Source organism: Shewanella surugensis (genome assembly GCF_023284005.1).
In the GTDB taxonomy this organism is placed as follows: domain Bacteria; phylum Pseudomonadota; class Gammaproteobacteria; order Enterobacterales; family Shewanellaceae; genus Shewanella; species Shewanella surugensis.
In genome coordinates, this window is sequence record NZ_JAKIKS010000044.1 from 1 (window position 1) to 22,414 (window position 22,414).

Genomic DNA, 22,414 nt, shown 5'->3' on the forward strand with positions numbered 1-22,414 from the left:
TTGCGGTGCGCCAAGTCAGCGAAATAAGCTAAAAAAGGCGAGTTGGGACGATGATTACAGGGCAAAAGTTTTCTTTGGTTAATTATCCGACAAAGTATGCTCCCGCCCTGCGATATTAGTGACATTATTTTCACTGGCGTAATTATTATCAACAACCTTAGCGTCTAAGTCATAAAAGTCATAACGTAAACTTAATCCCAAAGAAAAACGTTCGGTGAGTTGATATGCCATCCCCGATTTTAATGTGCCAACAAAACTCGTCGATTGCGCTGAATTAACCAAATATCCCGAGATAGGAATATGACTCCAACTAGACATACCATATCCCACACCACCGGAAAGATAAAAAGAAAGCGCTGAGTTCTCAATGGGAAAGTCAAACTGTAACCCTGTTCCAAATATATTAAACTTGCGATCACTATGGTATAACAAAGTATAATCAACATAAGGCTTAAATAATGAATTGTATTGATTATCAAATAACACATTTACGTTAAAGGCCTCCCCAGAGGTATCAATATCTTGAATATCACTAAGACTTCCAGACTCTGTTGAAAGTGAATTAAAGCCATAACTATAACCCACACCTAGCCCTATAGAATCAACAGAACAATCCCACCATTAAGGTTTTTTTCTGAAGCCATCACATTAATTGAAATGAATAATAAACATGTAGTTATGCTTTTTATTATAAACATTTTAAATTTCACCTCTGGCTAACTCCTATTAACTCCATTAACTCCATTAACAAGAAAGTTAAACATATCAATACCAAAAAGAAAGAAATAACACACCAAAATAATTTAAACACCCATATACCTTGAACAGCAACAGATGTACACTGCCATTATTAGATAATGAATTCATTTCAAACAGACTTAAAACTTAGTGCGTTAATCACAGTCTAATTTATAAGGTAAACAATTTTTAATCATCAAACAAACTTATTTTATTCAGATGGGCTTTATTCTTATTAACAATACATTAATAGATACAACTTCCATTAAATATCAGCCAAGTTAATTAACGACGAATTGACATAGGTAAATTAATGTGGGTACATGTTGATAGACGACATTTTATCACAAGAGAAACAAAACAATTTGAAAATAATTAATATTAATACAACGATGGCACATAATAATAAACAGTTAGAGCATTAAGTTTAAAACTTAAATATTAACAACTAAACTAATAGTTAAATCCAATTAAAAGACTAAAGGAGGAAATGATGACAATAGAAAAGACAAACATACTCCTTGCCCATTTTTTGACATATAAGGTATAAAACCCACGCAGAGTAAGCCATATCCAATAAAAACAAAGCAACATCATTACAAGCAAGTAAAATGTCCCCGCATAGTCCAATAAATATAAGGTCCCACAGAGTAAAGTAAAGACTACAATATAAAGTAGACAATGAACGGTGACTTTTTTATTTTCATATAAAATTGAAAACAAAGGAATATTTGCTTTTTTATAATCATCACTTCGAAACAAACCAATCGCATAGGAGTGCGGTATTTGCCAAAAAATGCTAATCAATACCAATATCATTAATCCAGAGTCAATACGATTGGCTCCCGCACAATACCCAACCGCCATTGGCATCGCTCCCGATACACTGCCTATCATAGTGCCATACACGGATTGTCTTTTTGCCCATAAACTATAAATAACCACATAAAAAAACCAGCCAATCAACCCAAATAAAAAGCTCAATAAATTAATATTAAGTAAGCATAAAAAGCCTAATCCTCCTAAAATAAGAGCATAACGCAATGCCGTCCTATCAGACATCAGTCCTTGAACGAGCACTCGCTTAGCCGTTCTCTCCATGACACTATCAATATCTTTATCAATGATATTGTTAAACACACAACCCGATGCAATAACACAACTTATTCCCACGATTAATAATAAAAACACCCCGATATTGAGCACGTCTTGTGATGCTAAAAAAAAACTGCCAATAACGGTGATTAAATTGCCTAATATTATCCCTGGTTTCGTTATCGATAAAAATAACTTGACCTTCATAACATCATGTTGGCTCGAAGGTGGTACATGATCCAAAGTGAACCTCCGATTAAAATAAGGACAACAAGCATAGTGAAAACAAAAGATAAAAAGTTCCAACCTTTTTCGGAGCGAGTATTAAGGTGTAAAAAGAAAATCAATTGCACTAACAATTGAGCGACAGCAAGGATGACAATAGATAAGGTTTTAAATCCAGTAGAGATATCCAAATAAACAACAATATAATAAGGAATAATAGTCAATAAAATGGATAGAACGAATCCAATAATATAAGAGGCATAAGTACCATGGTCGGCCCCGCTACTGGTGACAGTTGATTGCTTCATGTTGCTATCGCTCCCATCAAATAAACAACCGTAAACACACAAATCCAAATAATATCGAGAAAATGCCAAAATAGACTCAAACAAGTCAGCCGTGTTTTGATTTGCTTGGTTAAATCAAAACGCCAAACACTCCACATTAACACTAGCATCCAAATCAGTCCTAAAGTCACATGGAAACCATGGGTAGCCACTAAACCAAAGAAACTAGAGATCGACGCACTTCTTTGCCAACCATTGCCCTCTGTGATCAATTCATGAAACTCATATAACTCCATTGATATGAATCCCACTCCTAATAAGAAAGTAATGACCAAACAATTAATGACTTGAACAGATTTACCTTTATGCATGGCCAACATGGCGAGACCATAGGTAAAACTACTCGTCAATAAAAGAAACGTTTCTATCAATACAAATGGCATTGAAAACAGCTCTTTTGGCGTGGGTCCTCCAAAAAAATTCGGCATCAACACCGCGTGAGTGGCAAATAACGTGGAAAATAAAATGCAATCACTCATGATATAAATCCAAAAACCAAAGATGGTTATGGAATGCTCATCGAGTTCTTCTACATGGGGATCCATCGCCGCACTAGACATTGTAACTCCTTAATTTTTCGGTCGCTTCAATCTCTGCTGCAGGAATATAATAATCCACATCTGTCTCAAAACTGCGATGAATAAAGGTAAAGAGGATCCCCAATACCCCAACACAAGCTAACCACCAAATATGCCAGATCATCGCAAAACCAAAGAAAAGCGCAAAAGCCGACATAATAAACCCTGCCCCCGTATTACGCGGCATATGAATATCAACATAGGGCCTTGTCTCTTTAGGTCTAACCGGGTTTTTCTGTTTTTCCGCCCAAAAAGCATCAATGCCGTCAACAACGGGGGTGAACGGAAAATTATATAAAGCCGGAGGTGAGCTGGTAGACCATTCCAGTGTGCGTGCGTTCCAAGGATCGCCCGTTAAATCTCGATTCAGATCACGATCACGAATGCTCACATAAAGCTGGATAATTTGACAAACAATCCCCAAGAAAATGGATACAGCCCCCGCCATCGCCACCATTAATAAAGGCTGCCAACCGGTATCAATATCATAGTGATTCAAACGCCGTGTCATCCCCATAAACCCTAATGCATAAAGCGGCATAAACGCTAAATAAAACCCTATAACCCAGAGCCAAAAACCGCGTTTCCCCCACTTTTCATCTAACATGAATCCAAAGGATTTCGGAAACCAATAACTGTAACCCGCAAACATACCAAATACGACGCCACCAATGATGACATTATGAAAGTGGGCAATTAAAAATAAGCTGTTATGTAATAGAAAATCAGCCCCCGGCACCGATAGCAGTACGCCTGTCATACCGCCAATGGTAAAGGTCGACAAAAAGGCTAAGGTCCACATGATGGGTAAACTAATTTGTAAGCGACCTCGATAAATCGTAAACAACCAATTGAATATTTTCACTCCCGTAGGAATAGCAATCACCATAGTCGCAATGCCAAAAAAAGCATTCACATTAGCCCCTGATCCCATGGTAAAAAAGTGATGTAACCAGACACTAAAAGAAAGAATAGTAATCACCCCTGTTGCATACACCATTGAAGTATAACCAAAGAGCTTTTTACGAGAAAAAGTAGGGACCACTTCAGAAAACACCCCAAAAGCGGGTAAAATAAGAATATAAACTTCAGGATGGCCCCAAATCCAAATCAAATTAACGTACATCATTTGATCGCCACCCGCGGTAGCGGTAAAGAAGTGAAAACCTAAATATCGATCGAGTGTCAGTAAAGCCAATGTCACCGTCAGTACAGGAAATGCAGCAATAATTAAAATGTTAGTACACAGTGCAGTCCAAGTGAAAATCGGCATGCGCATCAATGTCATTCCTGGGCAGCGCATTTTCATAATAGTGACAAAAAAATTAATCCCCGTCATCAAGGTACCAATACCCGCTATTTGTAAGCTCCAAATATAATAATCCACTCCCACGCCAGGACTATTCGCTATGCCTGATAAAGGTGGATAGGCAAGCCAGCCGGTTCTAGCAAAGTCCCCGATGGCTAAGGACATATTCACTAATGCCATTCCCACAACAAATAGCCAAAAACTTAATGAATTCATAAAAGGAAACGCCACATCTCGCGCACCAATTTGCTGTGGCACGACAATATTAATCAGCCCTATCACCAGAGGCATGGCGACAAAGAAAATCATGATCACCCCATGAGCGGTAAAAACTTGATCATAATGCTCTGGTGGTAGGTACCCCGGCGCACTCGCAGCTATGGCTAATTGTGAACGCATCATAATAGCGTCACTGAAGCCCCTTAACATCATGACAAAACCCACTAAGATATACATGATGCCGATTTTTTTATGATCGATAGTCGTAAACCACTCATTCCAAAGGTATCGCCACTTACCATAACGAGTCACAATGAGTGCTAATATAATGACCACCGCAGCCATGAAGGAAACGGCGCCCATCACAATACCGTTATCCCAGGGAACAGAATCCCAAGTTAATTTCCCTAACATATTAATCCTGCCTTATAATAAATTTGCGATCCGCATCTTGTTTACCTGGCATCATGTACTTCTCAATCACGGCTTCAAATAGTCGAGGCTCAACATAAGAAAAATATTGTATGGGGTGATTTTCACTCTTATTGCTCAATTTATTATATTGCACCTTATCCAGCCTTAATTGAGACTGCCGAACGCTATTGACCCAATCTTTAAAGTCTTTGTCTGATGTTGCAGTGGCGGTAAACGTCATATCAGAGAAACCTTGACCACTAATATTGGCCGATAATCCTCTAAAGGTGCCTTTTTCATTGGCAATTAAATGTAACTGAGTTTGCATCCCCGACATGGCGTAAATTTGCCCACCCAATCTTGGAATAAAAAAGGAATTCATCGGCGCATCGGAGGTGATTTTAAAGGCGATAGGCACATTGATAGGCATTTCAATATGATTAACCGTCGCAATACCGTACTTTGGATAAATAAATAACCATTTCCAATCTAAGGCCACCACTTCAATAACAATGGGCTCAACATCACTATCAAGCGGTTTATAAGGATCCAATTGGTGTGTCGAGCGCCAAGTAATAATGGCCAAGATTAAGATAATAAGGAAAGGCACCCCCCACACAAAAGATTCAATTTTAACAGAGTGGGCCCAATCGGGCGCATAAGTCGACTTTTCGTTATTCTCTCGATATTTCCAAGCGAACACAAATGTCATGACTATGGCAGGAATAACAACAATGAGCATCAGTAAGGTGGCCGTGATAATGAGCGCCCCTTCCTCTTTACCCACTTGACCCTTAGAGTCCAGAACGCCAAGGCTGCAACCCGCTAAAAATAACAGAGGGATAATCCAAGTTAAATATTTTTTCGCAATCTTCATCATGGCAACTCTTTACAAATGAATGGGAGTTGACATTTCACAGCACAGGCTCTCCGATTGGAGGCTATAAAATGTGAGTAATATTAGTATTGTTGATATTTCATCAATTAGCAGATTGTTTTTAATAAACCCTTAAAAAACACTCTCAAGCACCTTATTAATCCCCTCATAAAAACTAGGCGTGACAAGGGTTGTAGGTTGTGGCAGTCTCTTTTTACCCATTTTCATTTAATGATCTGATGCTTACCATCAAAGTGTCATGGTTGATGCGCCCTATTTTGCCAATCAGGCCTATACATTATGCGATAGTCCCCACAACTTTCCATTGCATCACTCTTTAAACAACCGATAACCCCAATCCCTCAAAACGCCAGTGTTTTTGCCATCATCTTAGCAGGTACTAATGATATAATGATTGGGTTCGATACTTTTGGTGATTTAAAAAACGATCTTAAACATTTAATCAATATTACCTTACCTCAATATCTTAACCCTCAACAGAACAATACTCTATATCATATTGTGTCTCCGATCACGCCAGTCGCCAATAGTGGCAGTTGTAAAATGATAACCCCTGATGGTTGCGCCGATATCACTTATAATCGCTATATTCTAAATACCAGTAAGAGCCTATCTAACCCAAGTCTGACTCAGGACATACTCACCTATAATGCCGATACACACATCTCCATTGCCCAGCCCAATATTCCAGTCAACGACTATCACTATAACGTGCATCCAGACATTGAAAACTACTTATATTTAGGTTACAACATCACCAATGCACTACTGAGAAATTTCCAACTTGCCACGATAACAACGCCATACGCTGAATAACAATATAAAAATAAACATAAAAAAAATGAGTCACTTATGAAAGCGACTCATTAATAACATATCCCTATCCCGCATTTTCAATGAGCTTGGGTATATACCACATGACTCACAGCGTAATTAAAGCAATCTTAGGTTAAAAATTCAATCCAAAAAGATAAACAGCCTTGAATAAAACAGCGATCACATCGCTTAATTAGGACTGTAGCCGATCTCATGTTTATGAGCTTCTAATAAATTTTCAACCGGCGGGGGAAGCTGCAAATAGAAGCCTTTATCAGATAATTCACTTTTTACTTTTTCAATATCGGCAAACGCTAAATGCTGCCTTTTTTGCAAAGGTAATATCATCACCAAAGACGGGATACCAAACATCTCCATCAATGCTTCAGGTACCTTTTCAAAATCATCACGTTTTTCAATAAATAGGTAGGTTTCTTGTTTTCGACTACTTTTATACACTGCACAGATCATATCAGGCTCAATTTCCAAACAATTCAACTTGCCAGCTAATTACTGACACTATACCATGGGCAGTCCGGAATTTAATGTTTATCGACGTAAAGTTGATCATTTTGTAAAGAGCAAATTAGGAATGTACACACCAAGCCTAGAATTAAAGGGCGCATCCTTTACCCTCTCAGTCCTTCATATCAAGCATCAAGATATGGAAAGGCTCACAGCAGAGCTCGATAATAAATTGGCCATTGCGCCTCAATTTTTTATCGGTGCGCCTTTAGTCATCAATATTGAGCTCATCAAGGATCCTTTATTCGATCTGGCGACTCTCAAGACCCTACTCACATCACGGCAATTAGTCATTGTAGGGATAACGGAAGCAATACCCGAGCTGATGCTACAAGCAAAATTGCTGGGACTTGCTGTCATTAAATCCGGAAAACAAAGCCAGCATCATCCTCAATTACCCAAAACAACCAAAATCATCCAGCAAACTATTCGTTCAGGACAACAAATTTACGCAAAAGGAGGGGATTTAATCATTATTGGCGCGGTTGGGAATGGTGCAGAGGTCATTGCAGATGGCAGTATACACGTCTATGGTACGTTAAGAGGCAAGGCTATGGCGGGCGCCGCTGGCGATAAGCATGCTGTCATCATAGCCAAAAAAGTGGAAGCGGAATTAGTCTCAATCGCTGGCCAATATTGGTTAACAGAAAACCTTCAGCAAAATGGGACCACCCAAGGGGCGTGTATACGCCTTGATGGTCATATCCTAACGGCCGATAACTTATCACTTTAACAACCGACAGATTAAAAAGGATAGTAAATAACATGACACAAATTATTGTTGTCACCTCAGGCAAAGGCGGCGTTGGAAAAACAACGTCAAGCGCAGCCATTGCAACAGGATTAGCCCTAAAAGGACATAGGACTGTCGTTATTGATTTTGATATTGGATTAAGAAACTTAGATCTTATTATGGGTTGTGAACGACGCGTTGTTTACGATTTTGTTAATGTGATTAATGGTGAAGCTAATCTTAACCAAGCACTCATTAAAGATAAACGTTGCGATAAACTCTACATTCTACCAGCTTCTCAAACTCGAGATAAAAATGCCTTGACCCAAGAAGGCGTTGGAAAAGTATTAAGCTTACTCGCAGAACAATTTGAATACATCATTTGCGATTCACCTGCAGGCATAGAAAATGGCGCCATGATGGCACTGTATTATGCCGATCTTGCGATTGTCACGACCAATCCTGAAGTCAGCTCAGTACGAGACTCGGACCGGATTGTTGGCATGCTTCAGAGTAAATCAAGACGAGCTGAACAAGGCTTAGAGCCTGTTAAAGAACTATTACTGCTCACACGTTATGCACCGGAACGTGTCAGTAGTGGAGAGATGTTAAGTGTCGTCGATGTCGAAGAAATATTGGCCATTCCGCTACTCGGCGTGATCCCTGAATCACAATCGGTACTTAAAGCCTCAAATTCAGGTGTACCCGTAATTTTAGATCAAGAAAGTGACGCGGGGATCGCTTACAGTGATAGTGTCGCACGTCTTTTAGGTGAAGAGTTGCCTTTTCGTTTCATCACCGAAGAGAAAAAAGGCTTTCTAAAACGCATTTTTGGTAACTAACTATGTCTTTACTCGATTATTTTAAAAGTGACAAAAAAGTGAATACAGCAGCAACCGCCAAAGAGCGTCTCCAAATAATCGTCGCCCATCAGCGCGGAGAACGAGATGCTCCAGACTATTTTCCACAGATGAAACATGAAATTATTGAAGTGATCAGAAAATATGTTAATGTTGGACCCGATCAAATCTCAGTACAATTAGATCAAAATGATGAAAAGCTGTCAGTACTCGAGCTCAATGTGACGTTACCTGATCCATAAGGGAAAATACGCCAATCTCTATCCATAAAAAACGCCCCAGTGCAATGCACTATGACACACATCGGGGCGTTATGATTCCCAGATACTTTGGGTTTAGAAGGTTAACGGAATATAAAAATTAGAGTGTTATCTCGCCAAGAAGATCACCCACAACATCGGCTCTCCATCCTGTCAACACCAGCGGTAAATCCCCTTTTTTGCCATCCCATAACCAACGTAAATATTCATGAATGTACCGCTTAGAGCCCAGCAGCTCAATAGGCACATCTTTCAACTCGGCTTGAGAAACTAAGGCTTGTTTAATGGCTTTAAAAGCAGACTTATATCCTGTTTTAAGCGCAATAACATCAATAGGATCAGGAACATTATCGAAACTAATCTGATTAATGATCTCAATAATTTTTTTACCGTGTACCCGTCTTTCTTGATCGGTTAACTCAGTCACTTTCGCTAACTGACTGACACTTTGTGGCTGCTTTTTGGCAAGGGCAATGAGCGCATGATCTTTTATCACAAAGCCTAATGCCATATCGCGTGCTAAAGCAACCTCTAAACGCCATTTGGCTAAATCTCTCAGACAAGCTAATTGCTTAGGCAACAATTGAAAGGCATTTTTGACTTTAAGATAAGCCTCATCAGGAGCAACGGGTATCAACCTGTTTTCAGACATGCGTTCACTCTCAGCAAAGACCCAATCTAGCCTGTCCCTTGCTTGAAGCTTTTCGATGAGTTGAGGATAGAGCTCATATAAGTAATACACATCGTTTGCAGCATAATCCAGTTGGGCCTGAGACAAAGGACGTTTTAACCAATCGGTTCGAGACTCGCCTTTATCTAAACTGACATTTAAGAGTTGTTCCACCAGGTTTGCATACCCTAAGCTATGACCCAAACTACTTAAACTCGCTCCTAGCTGGCTATCAAAGAGTGGGCTGGGTTGGCACTGAGCATAATGAGCAAATACATCCAAATCTTCACTGCAAGAATGCAGTATTTTCATAATATTAGGATTAGTTAACAAAGCCCAAAAAACAGACAAATTAGTCACTGCTAACGGATCGATAAGCGCTAGCGTCTTGCCGTCATACGCTTGGATCAGCCCTAACTTCGCATAATAAGTTCGAGTACGAACAAATTCGGTATCTAGTACTAATAAATCGGCGTGTTCATATTGCTCAACTAAAGCTTCAAGGCTCACATTATCATCTATATACTCAAAAGCTAACAATATATTCTCCAAAATCCGCTCATAGAAAACGTAAACAAAAAACCGGCATTAGCCGGCTTCTTTTAATTTTATCGCTATATTACCACAAGCCACGAGCAATAAGAGACAAACCCCGTAAGTCTTTATTGTTCATCTCTTAACTCTCGACGTAATATTTTACCGACGTTGGATTTTGGCAGCTCACTTCTGAATTCCACCAGCTTTGGCACTTTATAGCCGGTTAAATGACTACGGCAATGAGTAATCACATCCTCTTCCGTTAAGGCATCATCATTTTTAACCACAAAGACTTTAACGGTTTCTCCAGACACTTCATTAGGCACACCGACAGCAGCCACTTCAACGACACTGGGATGCATGGCAATTACGTCTTCAATTTCGTTCGGAAACACATTAAAGCCTGACACTAAAATCATATCTTTTTTGCGATCGACAATATAGAAGAAGCCTTTTTCATCCATATAACCGATATCACCCGTAGCAAGGTACCCTGTGGCATCAATCACCTTTTGGGTATCTTCAGGACGCTGCCAATACCCCAACATCACCTGCGGGCCTTTGGCAAAGATTTCACCTTTTTCCCCTTGCGCAAGTAGCGTTCCCTTGTCGTTACGAACTTGTACATCTGTCATCGCCACAGGAAAACCAATGGAGCTATTGTAACCCTCTAAGTTATAAGGACAACAGGTCACTAGCGGAGAGGCTTCGGTTAATCCATAGCCTTCTAATAAACGAGTATGAGTAATACTTTGCCACTTTTCAGCCACTGCGCGTTGCACAGCCATGCCCCCACCGATAGAGAGCTTTAATGTTGAAAAATCTAAACCGGTAAAGTCTTTCGAATTGACCAACGCATTAAATAAGGTATTCACTCCGGTTAAGACCGTAATAGGATACTTTTTTAGCTCACTAATAAAAGCCGGTAAATCCCGTGGATTGGTGATCAATAAATTAGTCGCACCTTTATGTAAAAACAACAGGCAATTCACTGTCAGCGCAAAAATATGATAAAGCGGCAAGGCGGTAACAACTAATTCTTCGCCATTTTCCAGTAAAGGCGAATACGCGGCCTCGGCTTGTAATACATTACTCACAATATTGCCATGACTTAACATGGCCCCTTTCGACAGCCCTGTTGTGCCACCCGTGTATTGCAAAAAGGCTAAATCCGATGTTTCAATATGCGGTTTGACATACTGCATTCTACGGCCTTTAGATAATGATTGGCGCATAGAAATAGCATGAGGCAAATGGTATTTAGGCACCATTCTTTTAACATACTTAACGACAAAATTGACTAAAGTACGCTTAGGCACACTCAATAGATCGCCTAATCCCGTTAAAATTACACTCTCTATTTGCGTCTTTTGAACGACTTTATCTAAAGTATGAGCAAAATTTGAAACAACAATAATGGCCTTTGCCCCTGAGTCATTCAGCTGATGTTCTAACTCACGAGGGGTATAAAGAGGATTCACATTCACCACCACCATGCCAGCACGTAATATGCCAAATAACACAATCGGGTATTGCAATAAGTTGGGCATCATAATGGCCACTCTATCGCCTTTATTCAACTTCAACTCATTTTGTAAATAAGCGGCAAAAGCACGACTTCGCTCTTCTAACTTACGATAAGTTAAACTTGCTCCCATATTAACAAAAGCAGCTTGATCGGCATATTTCGCCGTTGAACGTTCAAATAAATCAACGAGTGAAGCATACTCATTGAGGTTTATTTCGGCAGGTACATCATCGGGTAAATTATTAATCCAAGGCTGATCCAAAACTCTCTCCTCTTGCCTTCAAAATAGTGAAAGCAGTACAACAAAAGCATCTCATCGCAAACGTAATGCTTATGTCAAAAAACAGGCTTAATGATTGTATTTCTATTACTAATGATAAAAATCATACAAGCGTTTAATTTTTTGAACATCATCACATAAATGAAACAAAAAGCCTAGTCCCAATTTACTGGCTGAAACGCTAGAGCAAGAAATCTCGACAACTCACAGCAAAAATGCGTTTATTGCATCCGCCACCCCTCTAGCATTCCCCATGTGCAGATGATGATCGCCACTTAAGTGTATTGTCGACAGATCTTGAAACCATTTTTTAGCCGTAGGAAGCGCCGTTTGTAACTGTTTATAGCCTTCAGAACCAGTGATTAATAATGTCGGACAAGGATGACCTTGCATTAACGCATCCACTTGCTCAAAGTTCAGTCGTGTCGGGGAATCGAGCCTCAATCTGGGATCGCTCCGCCAACTCACCCCTGTACCATTAACCTCCATATTGCGTTTAGTGAGTAACTCACACCAAGGTAAATCTAATCCTGTTAGTTTATGCCTAGCATTAATTACCACCTGAAAACTGTCATAAACACTAAGCGGTTTATCTTGAGCCGCTAAATACCTCTGGTAACTTCTAAAGCTTTTTCTTAATCTCGCTTTACTCTCTGTTACCGGCTCAAAAATCGGGGCTAAAGCCTCAATTAAGATCAATTTTTTGGCTTTATCAGGAAAAGCGGCGGCATAGGCCGATGCAACAATGCCGCCCAATGAATGCCCTAAAATAGCGATTGGGGCCTGTTTATCCGCAAGATATGTCATTAACATATCCAGATCAAAAATATAGTCGACCCAATGCAGAGGATAATGCCCGCGATGATGCTCTGAATATCCATGACCCGGCCAATCAATGGCTAAGACTTGAAATTCGTTCAAATAAGTCGAAAGGGGTTCAAAACTATTGGCATTATCTAACCAACCATGCAATGCCAGCAGCAATGGCTTACCTTCCTCGCCCCATAATCGTCCCGACAAACGGATGTGAGGCAATTGAATTTGGATGTCGTGACCGTTGCTATCTTGTTCCCAAAGCATTTATCCCCCTTTTTTTGATTGTAAATTTTTGGATGAAATAAACAATAAAGAGCACCCAAAGAGCGGTGATAGGCTCTTTACGGTGCTCTTTATTTTGGTCCATATTTAACCCGAAAAGATCTGATAACAACATTTGCAAGATGACCTCATTATTCTAAGGTCATCGCACTATCATCTCTGTGAGACTACGCCCTATTTAGATTAAATACCCTTTAAATAAATTTCATTTTAACTCAGTAACGCTTTCAAGTAAGTTAACGAGTCGGTTTAATAAACTTAAGCGTCATACGATCGCTTTCACCAATATCCAAATATTTTTGTTTATCGGTATCACCGCCTTTTAATCTCGGAGGAAGGCTCCATACACCATTGGGATAATCTTTCATGTCCGCTACATTGGCATTCACCTCTGAGCTGGCCGCCAGAGTAAAGCCCACTTTTTTTGCCAAAGCAATCACTTCATCCTGCTCCATATAACCGCTATTGGCTAACATCCCTTCTTTACCTCGATGTTCAACCACCCCGAAGATGCCACCCGGTTTAAGTACTTTATAGGCCGACTGAAACACAGGTAAAAGATAATCTTTCATTGCCCAATTATGTAAATTTCTAAAGGTTAACACCACATCGGCACTGTTATTTTGACCTAATGAATAATAACTAGGGGGATCAAAGGTAACCACTTCTGCCTGAGATACATGGGTTTTATTATTCTCTATCCAAGTATTAAATTTTTTAGCCGACGTCGCTCTATAACCATTTTTCTGAGCTTCATCTTTAGGATTACTGTCGAAAATGGCCCCAATATAATGGCCATTATTATTTAAATAAGGCGCCAATATTTCAGCATACCAACCGCCACCAGGCCACAATTCAACCACAGTGTCGGTTGGTTTCACCCCAAAAAATTCTAATGTTTCATAGGGATGCCTATATGTATCACGTTGAACATTATTCGGGGTTCTGAAATCACTCTTCACCGCAAGCAGCAAAGGATCTTTTGCATCAATGGGATCGGTAGCACTCAACGCTTGAAAACTGACACTACTCAACAATAAACCCACACTTAACAGTGGCAATAACGCCAGAGGTTTTACTGCACGGGATACGTTAACATTTGAAACCTTACTCAAAAACATCATTTTCTTCCTTGATGGCTAATTTAGCGTCCAAAATAGCAGCCCAAAAATAAAAAACCAAGTCTTTATTCATTGGCTGTTAACACGTTATAAGTCAGTATGAACAATCGACACATTGACTACGTTAAGACTCTCACATCGCGCACTCGGCGCCAACTTAAAAAAAGCATCCAACCACTAAACAACAACCACATCCCCACCCAAATCCAAGCCGGGATCCACGTCTGCGAGGCTAACATAGCCGCATCCCCGCGGGCGCCGATCCCTAACAAATAGGTCGGACTCGCTAATGCATTGAGCATGATCATCAAAGCCATAATCCGTAACCCACAGTTAAAAAAAGCTTTGCCGCTGAGTTTAAGGGGCAATAAAAATAATCCGGCGAGTACCGCCAAAATCAAAATTGTGAGTAAGTCACGCCCCCAAAGGGTAATGGTGAGTAAAACGCCTGCGCCTAATAAGGCAAAGCTTATCCTTATTCCTCTCGGAGAGGTTGCCAGAATAAACAATAAATATCCCCAAAGTGCAGCGCCGAAATAGCCACTAAAACCGATAATGACTGGCCAGCCACCTTGACTAAAACATAAACCTGCACCATTGGGAAACAGTTGAATATGACTCACTGAACCACCCGTTAACACGGTGGCCAGTCCATGGGATAATTCATGAAAGTAGCTTTCTAACCACTTAAAAGGAATTTGAATCAAGGGCAAACGAGTCACTAAAAACGCAATCAATAGCTCGATAAAAAAACGCCCTTTGGTTGGAATTTTAGATTGACGCATCACACTTTCCTATTAATGAAGATGATTCTTTATTTCAAACCATCATATCAAGAGCCAGTAACGATTACTCTCTTATTTCCCGCATTCAAATAATCATATCATCCTTACTTTATCCCGCAATAAAAAGCCCACTGAATATGACTGATATTCAGTGGGCAATGAATGTTCGGAAAGATAGCCTTTATTAATGTAAAGCAGACTGGTTCCCTTCAATAACTAAAGCGTCACATGAAAAGTAATCGATACTTCACCATCTCCCTTGATCGCTGCAACATCTGCCACCACCGCCACCGTTTTGACGACCAGCAGCTAGATCCCCTATTTTAGTCATGATAGAATAGTCTGTATCATCATAAGGTCGCCCAGCACTTCCCTTTCCATGCGATGCATTCACCCAAGCAGGAGTCTTGGTATACTGGGTACAAACGAAATATTCCTCCCACTTATATCCAACAAGCTACCGCCATCACCGCCCAAGATTCCAGCCAAGCTGAGGTATATTCATTAATCTGACTGCCTGCGCTGCTGGCAGTCCGTTAATGATATTTTATACATCTTGTTCTTTTCTGATGTAATGATTTCAGTCTGTTGCATTGCCAGTGCATTAAAATTTCAATAAAGAGATGCCCTTATCAATATCCTAAAGAATGTCTCTTTAACATATATTCAGTAAAGCATCTCTAACAGCATCGGGTTAGAGAGGGGATTGTTTGACTATCCTCTACCGGGTAATTTTTTCCACGTCACGGTATCACGTAAATACACCGGGGCGAGTTCATCGACACTGGTGGCATCACCTTGTTTAAAACCAAGTTCAGCCAAGCCTAACATGGCGTGGGCTTGGGGGAATGTTGCTTGCTCACAAAGCAGCGCGTGTTCGCTTAAGGTTAATAATTGCGGATAAGCATCAAAACCGGTCCCCGCACACATGATGGGAGCATTCAACTCCAGTTGTAAAGCCACGTCCTCTGGACGACTCACTCGCTCTTCACCCACAAGCGTTGCGATCCCCTCAACGTCAATAAATTGTCCCCAATACACTTCGCCCATACGGGCATCGATGGCACAAAACACTTGGCTTGCCCCGTGCTCTGCTATCGCTATTTGCGCCATGGTGGCTAAAGTTGAAATACCAATAACAGGGATATCAAGCCCTAAGGCTAGCCCTTGGGTCATACTGATACAAATACGAATACCGGTAAAACTACCCGGACCGCGGCCATAGGCAATGAGGCCCACATCTTTCAATACCACTTGTGCTTGCTTTAATACACTGTCGAGCATCGGTAACAATCGTTGACTGTGCTCACGAGGCGCATCCACTTGCTCTTGATACACCACGCCATTCACCGTTAAAGCCACAGAGCAAGACTCTGTGCAGGTGTCTAATGCCAATATGATTGATGGCACTGTTATTTGAACTTCTTGTGTCATTTATTGATAACCGCAACTCGATAATAATTCGCCGCCAGTATAACCCCAAGTGACAGCGAGGTTAAGCCTCTTATTGGTGAAAACAACACTAAAAATAAAAACAAGGCTCCAAGCCCCCCGCCTCCAATATTTATTGAACAAAACCCACAGCTAATGCAATAAATAAAAACGTTCTCAGTCTCAATGACCAAACCACATTAAACTGAAGTGCTAACGAAGTGGTACACTTGGGGGGATTGAATTCGGGTTGCATTAGTGGGGTAATCATGATAAAAAAACAACAGTTAAGTTATTAAGATCCATAGCTTAGCGAGCTTATTATTGGTGAGTTAAATCAATATATTACTAGGCATTCATTCAATGCCTAGCTTTAAAATACGTTTAACTCACGCTTTTTTGTCATTTTGATAACGTAATGCAGTAACAAAATCTCAATCGCTAGGTTTTGGTCTTGTTCACGATCCCGTGTTGGATCCGTTATCTTAACTTTAATAACGTGAAACAAAGAGAAGCCTATGCAGCAAGATCATTTAGTCGCCGATGTCGGTGGCACCAATATCCGCATTGCCATTGCTTATAAGAGTGAACTTAATCATATTGAAACCTATAAGTGCGCTGAATTTTCCTCTCTAGAAGCCGCTATTAACCATTATATTGAACAAAATCAGTTGACTGTTAATAAAGCCTGTATTTGTATTGCTGGCGCGGTTAACGATGAAGAAATAAAAATGACCAATATGGACTGGCGTTTTTCAGCTCATTCCATCGAGAAGCGCTGTGCAATCAATAAAGTACATCTTATCAATGACTATCATGCCATTGCTATGTCTCTGCCGCATTTATCGTCAACACAACTCATCACCATGAGCAAAAGAAAAGGACAAGCACACGCGCCCAAAATGGTCTGCGGCCCAGGGACTGGACTGGGTATTGCCCAGCTTGTGCCTATTGGTGAACAATACCACTGCATCAGTGGAGAAGGCGGTCATATTGCCTTTGCGCCCACCACTGAACAACAAATGCACGTACTCGCCTATCTATTTGGCCAACATAAACGCGTATCCATTGAGCGATTATTATCCGGCCAAGGCATCGTCAATATCTATCAAGCCCTTGCTGCCCAAGCGAGCCAACATCCTCAACCATTTGATGCAAAAGACATTACCGATGCTTTCATCAACCAAGCCGACACTTTATGTGTTGAAAGTGTCACACTATTCCTTGAGATTTTAGCGCAATTTTTAGGGGATCTCGTACTGATGAATGGGGCCTTTGGTGGGGTCTATATTTCGGGGGGCATTATGCCTCGTATCATTGAACATGTAGATCTTGAGCAATTTAATCAATGTTACACCCATAAAGGCCGGTTCAAAGAATATGTGGATCAAGCGCCTTTATATTTAATCACAGAGCCCCAACCCGGACTCATTGGCGCAGCGGCGTATTTATACCAATCTATTGATTGAGTCATTGCTTCTTTTTACCATCCATAGGCTTATTATCTGTGGGTGGTCCATTTAAGGCTCTTTACATTTTAATGCTGAAAGATTTTCAATAAAAACGAAAAGTAATACTCACGTTAGGATCACACTTTAGAAAGCGACATCAAACAAATAAGTCCCCCCCCAATCCCATTACCCACTAAAATGTTAAAAAATCATCAATCATCGACTAATATATTGAATAGATAATAGCGAGTAATAAGGTGTGGCGGCAACATGATACAAATTAAAGGATTGAATGATACTGACGTTGATATATCAGAAGCTGAACGGCAACAATTTGAGTCCACACTTAATTCAGAGGTGTTATATGAAGGATGTGATGAATATGAGCAATCAAGGCAGATATTTAATCATATTTTCGACCGTAAGCCAGCCCTGATTGTTAAACCAACGGGTGTGGCCGACATTCAAACCACTGTCCAATTTGCTGCTGCACATCGATTACTCATCGCCATTAAAGGCGGCGGCCATAATATCGCGGGACACGCCAGCTGTGAAGGCGGTATTCTATTAGACTTATGTTTAATGCAAGGGGTCTATGTCGATCCCAAAACACAACAAGTGAGAGTAGAAGCAGGCACTCTACTTCACAAGCTGGATCATGAAACCCAAGCCTTTGGACTCGCAGTGCCAACCGGTGTCGTCTCCGTCACCGGTGTAGCAGGTCTGACATTGGGCGGAGGTTTTGGTTGGCTAACCGGAAAACATGGTTTATCCATTGATAACCTGTTAGCCGCTCAAATAGTCACCAGCGATGGTAAAGTATTAAACGTTTCAAAAAACAACCATGCCGATTTATTTTGGGCTATTCGAGGCGGCAGCGGAAACTTTGGCGTCGTCACCTCCTTTTTATTTCAAGCCCATCCTGTTGGACCGGAAGTACTCTTCTGTGGCCCGATGTATGCCATCGATAAAGCAGAGTCGGTATTACTGAAATGGCGAGATTTTATGACGCACGCGAGTCGAGATTTAACCTCTGTGGCTTTTATTTACCGGGTCCCGCCCAGTACTCATTTTCCTAAACATTTACATAATCAAGATGTGGTCATGCTCGCAGGTGTACATACAGGAGAGAGCAAAGAAGCCAAGAAACAAATTGAAGCCCTTCGCCATTTTGATGGACTTATTCATGACGCGACATCCATCATGCCTTTTGAAGCCGTACAGCAGTGGTTTGAAGGCTGGGATGTCGATAAAATCCAACCACAACGATTTTATTTTAAATCTATGTTTACCAATCAATTAGATCAAAATATATTAAAAGAATTTATCGATGGCTTTAGACTTCGCCCACTGGCTACCTGTCAGGGTAATGTCTCATTTGTGATCCAATGTTTAAGAGGCGTTTATCGTGAAGTCCCCGAAGAAGCAACCGCCTTTGGCTCAAGAGATACTGACTTTATGCTCGAATCTAATTTAGCGTGGATTGATGCTAACTTTGATGATGCTAACATTGCTTGGGGGCGTGCACTATGGGATAGACTCGCTGCTTATTCAAATAACAACCGCATTTATCTTAATCATTCTGGTGTTGAAGAAGATCATGTCGGTCAGCTTCCCTCTGTGTTTGGAAAAAATTACGACAAACTAAGACAAATAAAGAAAAAATACGATCCAATGAATTTATTTCGTAAAAACGCCAATATTCCACCAGCAGACTAAAGCCCTTTATGACGCCCCTATTCCCCGTACAGAACTCAGCACATTCGAAGATAACGTCAGAGTATGTCGCTTATTGCTGCTAAGTATCTCTGCCAACGTTCATGGCGCCATATTCTATATCTTTCCACCAAAATAAAGGGTGTTGACTATACTCAACAAGAAAAAATATTTATTTGTTCAAAAAACATCAGTATATGGACGCGATTTTATTATGCCAAAAAGAATAGCCAGCTCAATCAAGTTACAACTCCAACTCGCCACCAGCGCCATTATTATACTGCTTATTATCTATAGTTACTTCAATCATCAAATCATTGAAACTGAAAACAATTTACTTTCATTAGAAGTCACTGTTTCTAACTCTTCTAATCGTTTATTAATGATGCGCAGGCACGAAAAAGATTTTATGGCTCGAATGGGTGAACAATACACCACATTATTAAAGCAACAAGGAGAACAATTAAAACAAGATGTGACCCACATTAAGCGTTTATTAAAGATTAATAATATTGAACTTAATTATAACAGTGAAGATATGATTACCAGTATCGACTCTTATATGCTCGCCATCAATGAATTATCCTTAGTCTTACTCAATATCCGAGGGAGAAATAATGATGGATTAAGGCATCTGTTACAAATCGCTTTAATGCACCTTGAAAAAGACATCATCAACACCCAAAATCAGAGTATTCAACTCATGTTTTGGCAGGTTCAACAAAATATTTATCATTTCTTTACTTTACATGAAGCTCAATATCAATATAATTTCACCAATGATATTAATAAATTAGAGTCTTTATTTGCCATTCATCCCGATCATGAAAAACTGCATAATGATCTGCAAGCTTTTACTAAAATATTGTTTCAATTGGAAGAACTCGAACATATTGCAGGCATCAATCAACATTTAGGTTTACAAGGACAGCTCAGAGATACCATTCATTCGGTAGAAAATGAACTCAATATCTTGACCATTGAAATTCCATTGGCGCTCACCAATAAACTCGCTAATTTAGAAAATTTCAATCGATTATTAATACTCTTACTCTTTGTTCTACTTGTTTCCGTGCTATTTTATTTAACCCGCTCGTTAACCAAAATTGAAAATAATTTAAAGCAACTCAATATACAAGCGCAAACATCCAATAAAGCAAAGAGTGCCTTTCTAGCCAATATGTCCCATGAGATCCGCACACCACTGAATGGTATTATTGGTATGTCGAGCATTTTAGCCGAAACCAAGCTCACCCCCACTCAGCAAGAATACTTAGGTACCATTGAAACCTCCTCACAAACCTTATTAATGTTAATAAACGATGTACTGGATTTATCAAAAATCGAATCAGGTAATTTAGAGATCACGTCTTGTGAAGCCAATGTTCGTGAAGTGGCTTATGATACGCTCGCCATTGTGGTCTCTAAAGCAATAGAAAAATCCGTTAATCTAGATGTCGATATTGATGATAACGTCGCCTTTAATTTGATGATTGATGAACACCGATTACGTCAAATACTAATGAACCTCATGTCCAATGCCGTAAAGTTTACCGGCTCCGGCGCCATTACAATACACATAAAACTGGCTGAAAAACAGCAAGACCAATTGCGGCTTTATTTTGCAGTAACAGACACAGGAACAGGCATAGAAAAAGATAAACAAGACAGTATTTTCTCCCCTTTTACCCAAGAAGACAGCTCTATTACTCGTCAGTTTGGCGGAACAGGCTTAGGGCTAAGTATCTGTTCGCAACTGGTTGCACTGATGGGGGGTAAATTAGAAGTCGATTCGGAAAAAGGCCAAGGCAGCAGCTTCTTCTTTACCATAGATGCACAACTTGTTAACGAAAAACCCCCTGTCATATCATCAATACTCAGCAAGTCATCAGTTACTGTCATCAGTGATGACGCTGAGCTCAATCAAGTATTACACAGTAAACTCCACTATTATGGAATGGCTGTCCATCCATGCCTAGCCGATATTCGCGATATAACAACACTCACTGAAAACACGATTATCCTTTACCATTATCAAGGAGAAAATGACAACGACTTCTTCGCCCAACTGAATGCCTTTCAAGATAAACATCCACATATTCCCTTCATCATATGCCAGCACATTCTCACACCCAGTATCGATTTTAAAGACCAAATTGATGGCATAGTGAAATACCCATTACTCGGTAGTCGGCTCATCAATACCTTAGCGAGTGGGATAAAATATTGCTATCAACGCCAAAGCCACTCACTGAATGACCTTGTTCAAACAGAGCACGACAATAATCAGCAAGAAAATGTACAAAAAAACATTTTAATTGTTGAAGATAATCTGGTTAATCAAAAAGTTGTTTCCTTATTTTTATCCAAAGAAAATTACCTTTATGAAATTGCGAGCAATGGTTTAGAAGCCCTTGAAAAAGTGAAAAATGGTCCTCATTTTGACTTAATACTCATGGATTGCATGATGCCAGAAATGGATGGTTTTACCGCCACCAAAGAAATCCGTCAATATGAACAACAACAGCAAAGAACCCCCACTCCTATCATCGCACTCACTGCCAGTATTTTAGATCAGGACATCAAAATGTGTGCCCAAGTAGGCATGAATGATTATCTTTCTAAACCCATTCAAAAAACCAAACTTTTCGACATGATGAATAAATACCTCACTCCCCTATGACCTCATAACCACTTACCACACCTTAATCGAACCGATATTGGGGTTAAACAAAATTATAGGTCAATAATTAAATCCATAATTCAGCGATTTTAAGGGC

Annotated in this window: 20 protein-coding genes; 7 read left to right on the plus strand and 13 right to left on the minus strand. The window is 40.1% G+C overall.

The genetic code is table 11. The features are described 5' to 3' along the window. Positions 1-78: 78 nt before the first annotated feature. From L2764_RS12410 to cyoA, 6 genes are all read right to left on the minus strand, one after another. Complete coding sequence (locus L2764_RS12410) at positions 79-585, minus strand: outer membrane protein (RefSeq protein ID WP_248940572.1); 507 nt, start codon at positions 583-585, stop codon at positions 79-81. Positions 586-1,191: 606 nt separating this feature from the next. Then, positions 1,192-2,076, minus strand: a complete 885-nt coding sequence (gene cyoE / locus L2764_RS12415; protein WP_248940573.1) for a heme o synthase — start codon at positions 2,074-2,076, stop codon at positions 1,192-1,194. After that, positions 2,037-2,366, minus strand: a complete 330-nt coding sequence (gene cyoD / locus L2764_RS12420) for a cytochrome o ubiquinol oxidase subunit IV (protein ID WP_248940574.1) — start codon at positions 2,364-2,366, stop codon at positions 2,037-2,039. The genes cyoE and cyoD overlap by 40 nt, the downstream gene beginning before the upstream one ends. Then, complete coding sequence (cyoC, locus tag L2764_RS12425; RefSeq protein ID WP_248940575.1) at positions 2,363-2,965, minus strand: cytochrome o ubiquinol oxidase subunit III; 603 nt, start codon at positions 2,963-2,965, stop codon at positions 2,363-2,365. The genes cyoD and cyoC overlap by 4 nt, the downstream gene beginning before the upstream one ends. Then, positions 2,958-4,931, minus strand: a complete 1,974-nt coding sequence (gene cyoB, locus L2764_RS12430; RefSeq protein ID WP_248940612.1) for a cytochrome o ubiquinol oxidase subunit I — start codon at positions 4,929-4,931, stop codon at positions 2,958-2,960. Before cyoB ends, cyoC begins: the two co-directional genes overlap by 8 nt. Then, complete coding sequence (gene cyoA / locus L2764_RS12435) at positions 4,927-5,805, minus strand: ubiquinol oxidase subunit II (protein WP_248940576.1); 879 nt, start codon at positions 5,803-5,805, stop codon at positions 4,927-4,929. Before cyoA ends, cyoB begins: the two co-directional genes overlap by 5 nt. Positions 5,806-6,213: 408 nt before the next feature. Between cyoA and L2764_RS12440 the strand changes: the two genes are divergently transcribed. Next, a complete protein-coding gene (locus L2764_RS12440) occupies positions 6,214-6,639 on the plus strand; it encodes a hypothetical protein (protein WP_248940577.1) in 426 nt (141 codons plus the stop codon). Between the two features lie 189 nt (positions 6,640-6,828). On the opposite strand, the gene L2764_RS12445 is transcribed toward L2764_RS12440, so the two are convergent. Continuing rightward, positions 6,829-7,110 carry a YcgL domain-containing protein gene (locus tag L2764_RS12445; protein WP_248940578.1) on the minus strand — a complete coding sequence of 94 codons (282 nt, stop codon included), beginning with the start codon at positions 7,108-7,110 and terminating at the stop codon, positions 6,829-6,831. Between the two features lie 121 nt (positions 7,111-7,231). Here L2764_RS12445 and minC point away from each other — a divergent pair, with 121 nt between their 5' ends. Genes minC through minE form a run of 3 tightly spaced genes read left to right on the plus strand, consistent with a single transcriptional unit; the run spans position 7,232 to position 8,999 of the window. Beyond that, positions 7,232-7,897, plus strand: coding sequence for a septum site-determining protein MinC (minC, locus tag L2764_RS12450; RefSeq protein ID WP_248940579.1), 666 nt, complete (start codon positions 7,232-7,234; stop codon positions 7,895-7,897). A gap of 32 nt (positions 7,898-7,929) precedes the next feature. Beyond that, positions 7,930-8,739: a septum site-determining protein MinD gene (gene minD, locus L2764_RS12455; RefSeq protein WP_248940580.1), complete on the plus strand. Its 810-nt coding sequence runs from the start codon at positions 7,930-7,932 to the stop codon at positions 8,737-8,739. Positions 8,740-8,741: 2 nt separating this feature from the next. Beyond that, positions 8,742-8,999 carry a cell division topological specificity factor MinE gene (minE, locus tag L2764_RS12460; RefSeq protein ID WP_248940581.1) on the plus strand — a complete coding sequence of 86 codons (258 nt, stop codon included), beginning with the start codon at positions 8,742-8,744 and terminating at the stop codon, positions 8,997-8,999. Positions 9,000-9,117: 118 nt separating this feature from the next. Here minE and rnd read toward each other — a convergent pair whose 3' ends face one another. The 6 genes from rnd to tsaB all read right to left on the minus strand — a co-directional run bounded on the left by rnd (position 9,118) and on the right by tsaB (position 16,470). Continuing rightward, positions 9,118-10,227 carry a ribonuclease D gene (gene rnd, locus L2764_RS12465; RefSeq protein WP_248940582.1) on the minus strand — a complete coding sequence of 370 codons (1,110 nt, stop codon included), beginning with the start codon at positions 10,225-10,227 and terminating at the stop codon, positions 9,118-9,120. 122 nt (positions 10,228-10,349) lie between these two features. Then, complete coding sequence (fadD, locus tag L2764_RS12470; protein WP_248940583.1) at positions 10,350-12,014, minus strand: long-chain-fatty-acid--CoA ligase FadD; 1,665 nt, start codon at positions 12,012-12,014, stop codon at positions 10,350-10,352. Between the two features lie 222 nt (positions 12,015-12,236). Beyond that, positions 12,237-13,112: an alpha/beta fold hydrolase gene (locus tag L2764_RS12475; RefSeq protein ID WP_248940584.1), complete on the minus strand. Its 876-nt coding sequence runs from the start codon at positions 13,110-13,112 to the stop codon at positions 12,237-12,239. Between the two features lie 254 nt (positions 13,113-13,366). Beyond that, positions 13,367-14,251, minus strand: a complete 885-nt coding sequence (locus tag L2764_RS12480; protein WP_376708413.1) for a class I SAM-dependent methyltransferase — start codon at positions 14,249-14,251, stop codon at positions 13,367-13,369. A 119-nt stretch (positions 14,252-14,370) separates the two neighbouring features. Next, positions 14,371-15,036, minus strand: a complete 666-nt coding sequence (locus L2764_RS12485; protein WP_248940586.1) for a M50 family metallopeptidase — start codon at positions 15,034-15,036, stop codon at positions 14,371-14,373. 714 nt (positions 15,037-15,750) lie between these two features. Further along, positions 15,751-16,470: a tRNA (adenosine(37)-N6)-threonylcarbamoyltransferase complex dimerization subunit type 1 TsaB gene (tsaB, locus tag L2764_RS12490; protein ID WP_248940587.1), complete on the minus strand. Its 720-nt coding sequence runs from the start codon at positions 16,468-16,470 to the stop codon at positions 15,751-15,753. 515 nt (positions 16,471-16,985) lie between these two features. Here tsaB and glk point away from each other — a divergent pair. The 3 genes from glk (at position 16,986) to L2764_RS12505 (ending at position 22,317) form a co-directional block, all read left to right on the plus strand. After that, the gene (glk, locus tag L2764_RS12495; RefSeq protein ID WP_248940588.1) at positions 16,986-17,936 is read left to right on the plus strand and encodes a glucokinase; all 951 of its coding nucleotides are present in this window, start codon (positions 16,986-16,988) and stop codon (positions 17,934-17,936) included. A gap of 252 nt (positions 17,937-18,188) precedes the next feature. Beyond that, the gene (locus L2764_RS12500; RefSeq protein WP_248940589.1) at positions 18,189-19,637 is read left to right on the plus strand and encodes an FAD-binding oxidoreductase; all 1,449 of its coding nucleotides are present in this window, start codon (positions 18,189-18,191) and stop codon (positions 19,635-19,637) included. 211 nt (positions 19,638-19,848) lie between these two features. Continuing rightward, positions 19,849-22,317, plus strand: a complete 2,469-nt coding sequence (locus tag L2764_RS12505; protein WP_248940590.1) for a hybrid sensor histidine kinase/response regulator — start codon at positions 19,849-19,851, stop codon at positions 22,315-22,317. Positions 22,318-22,414 lie beyond the last annotated feature (97 nt).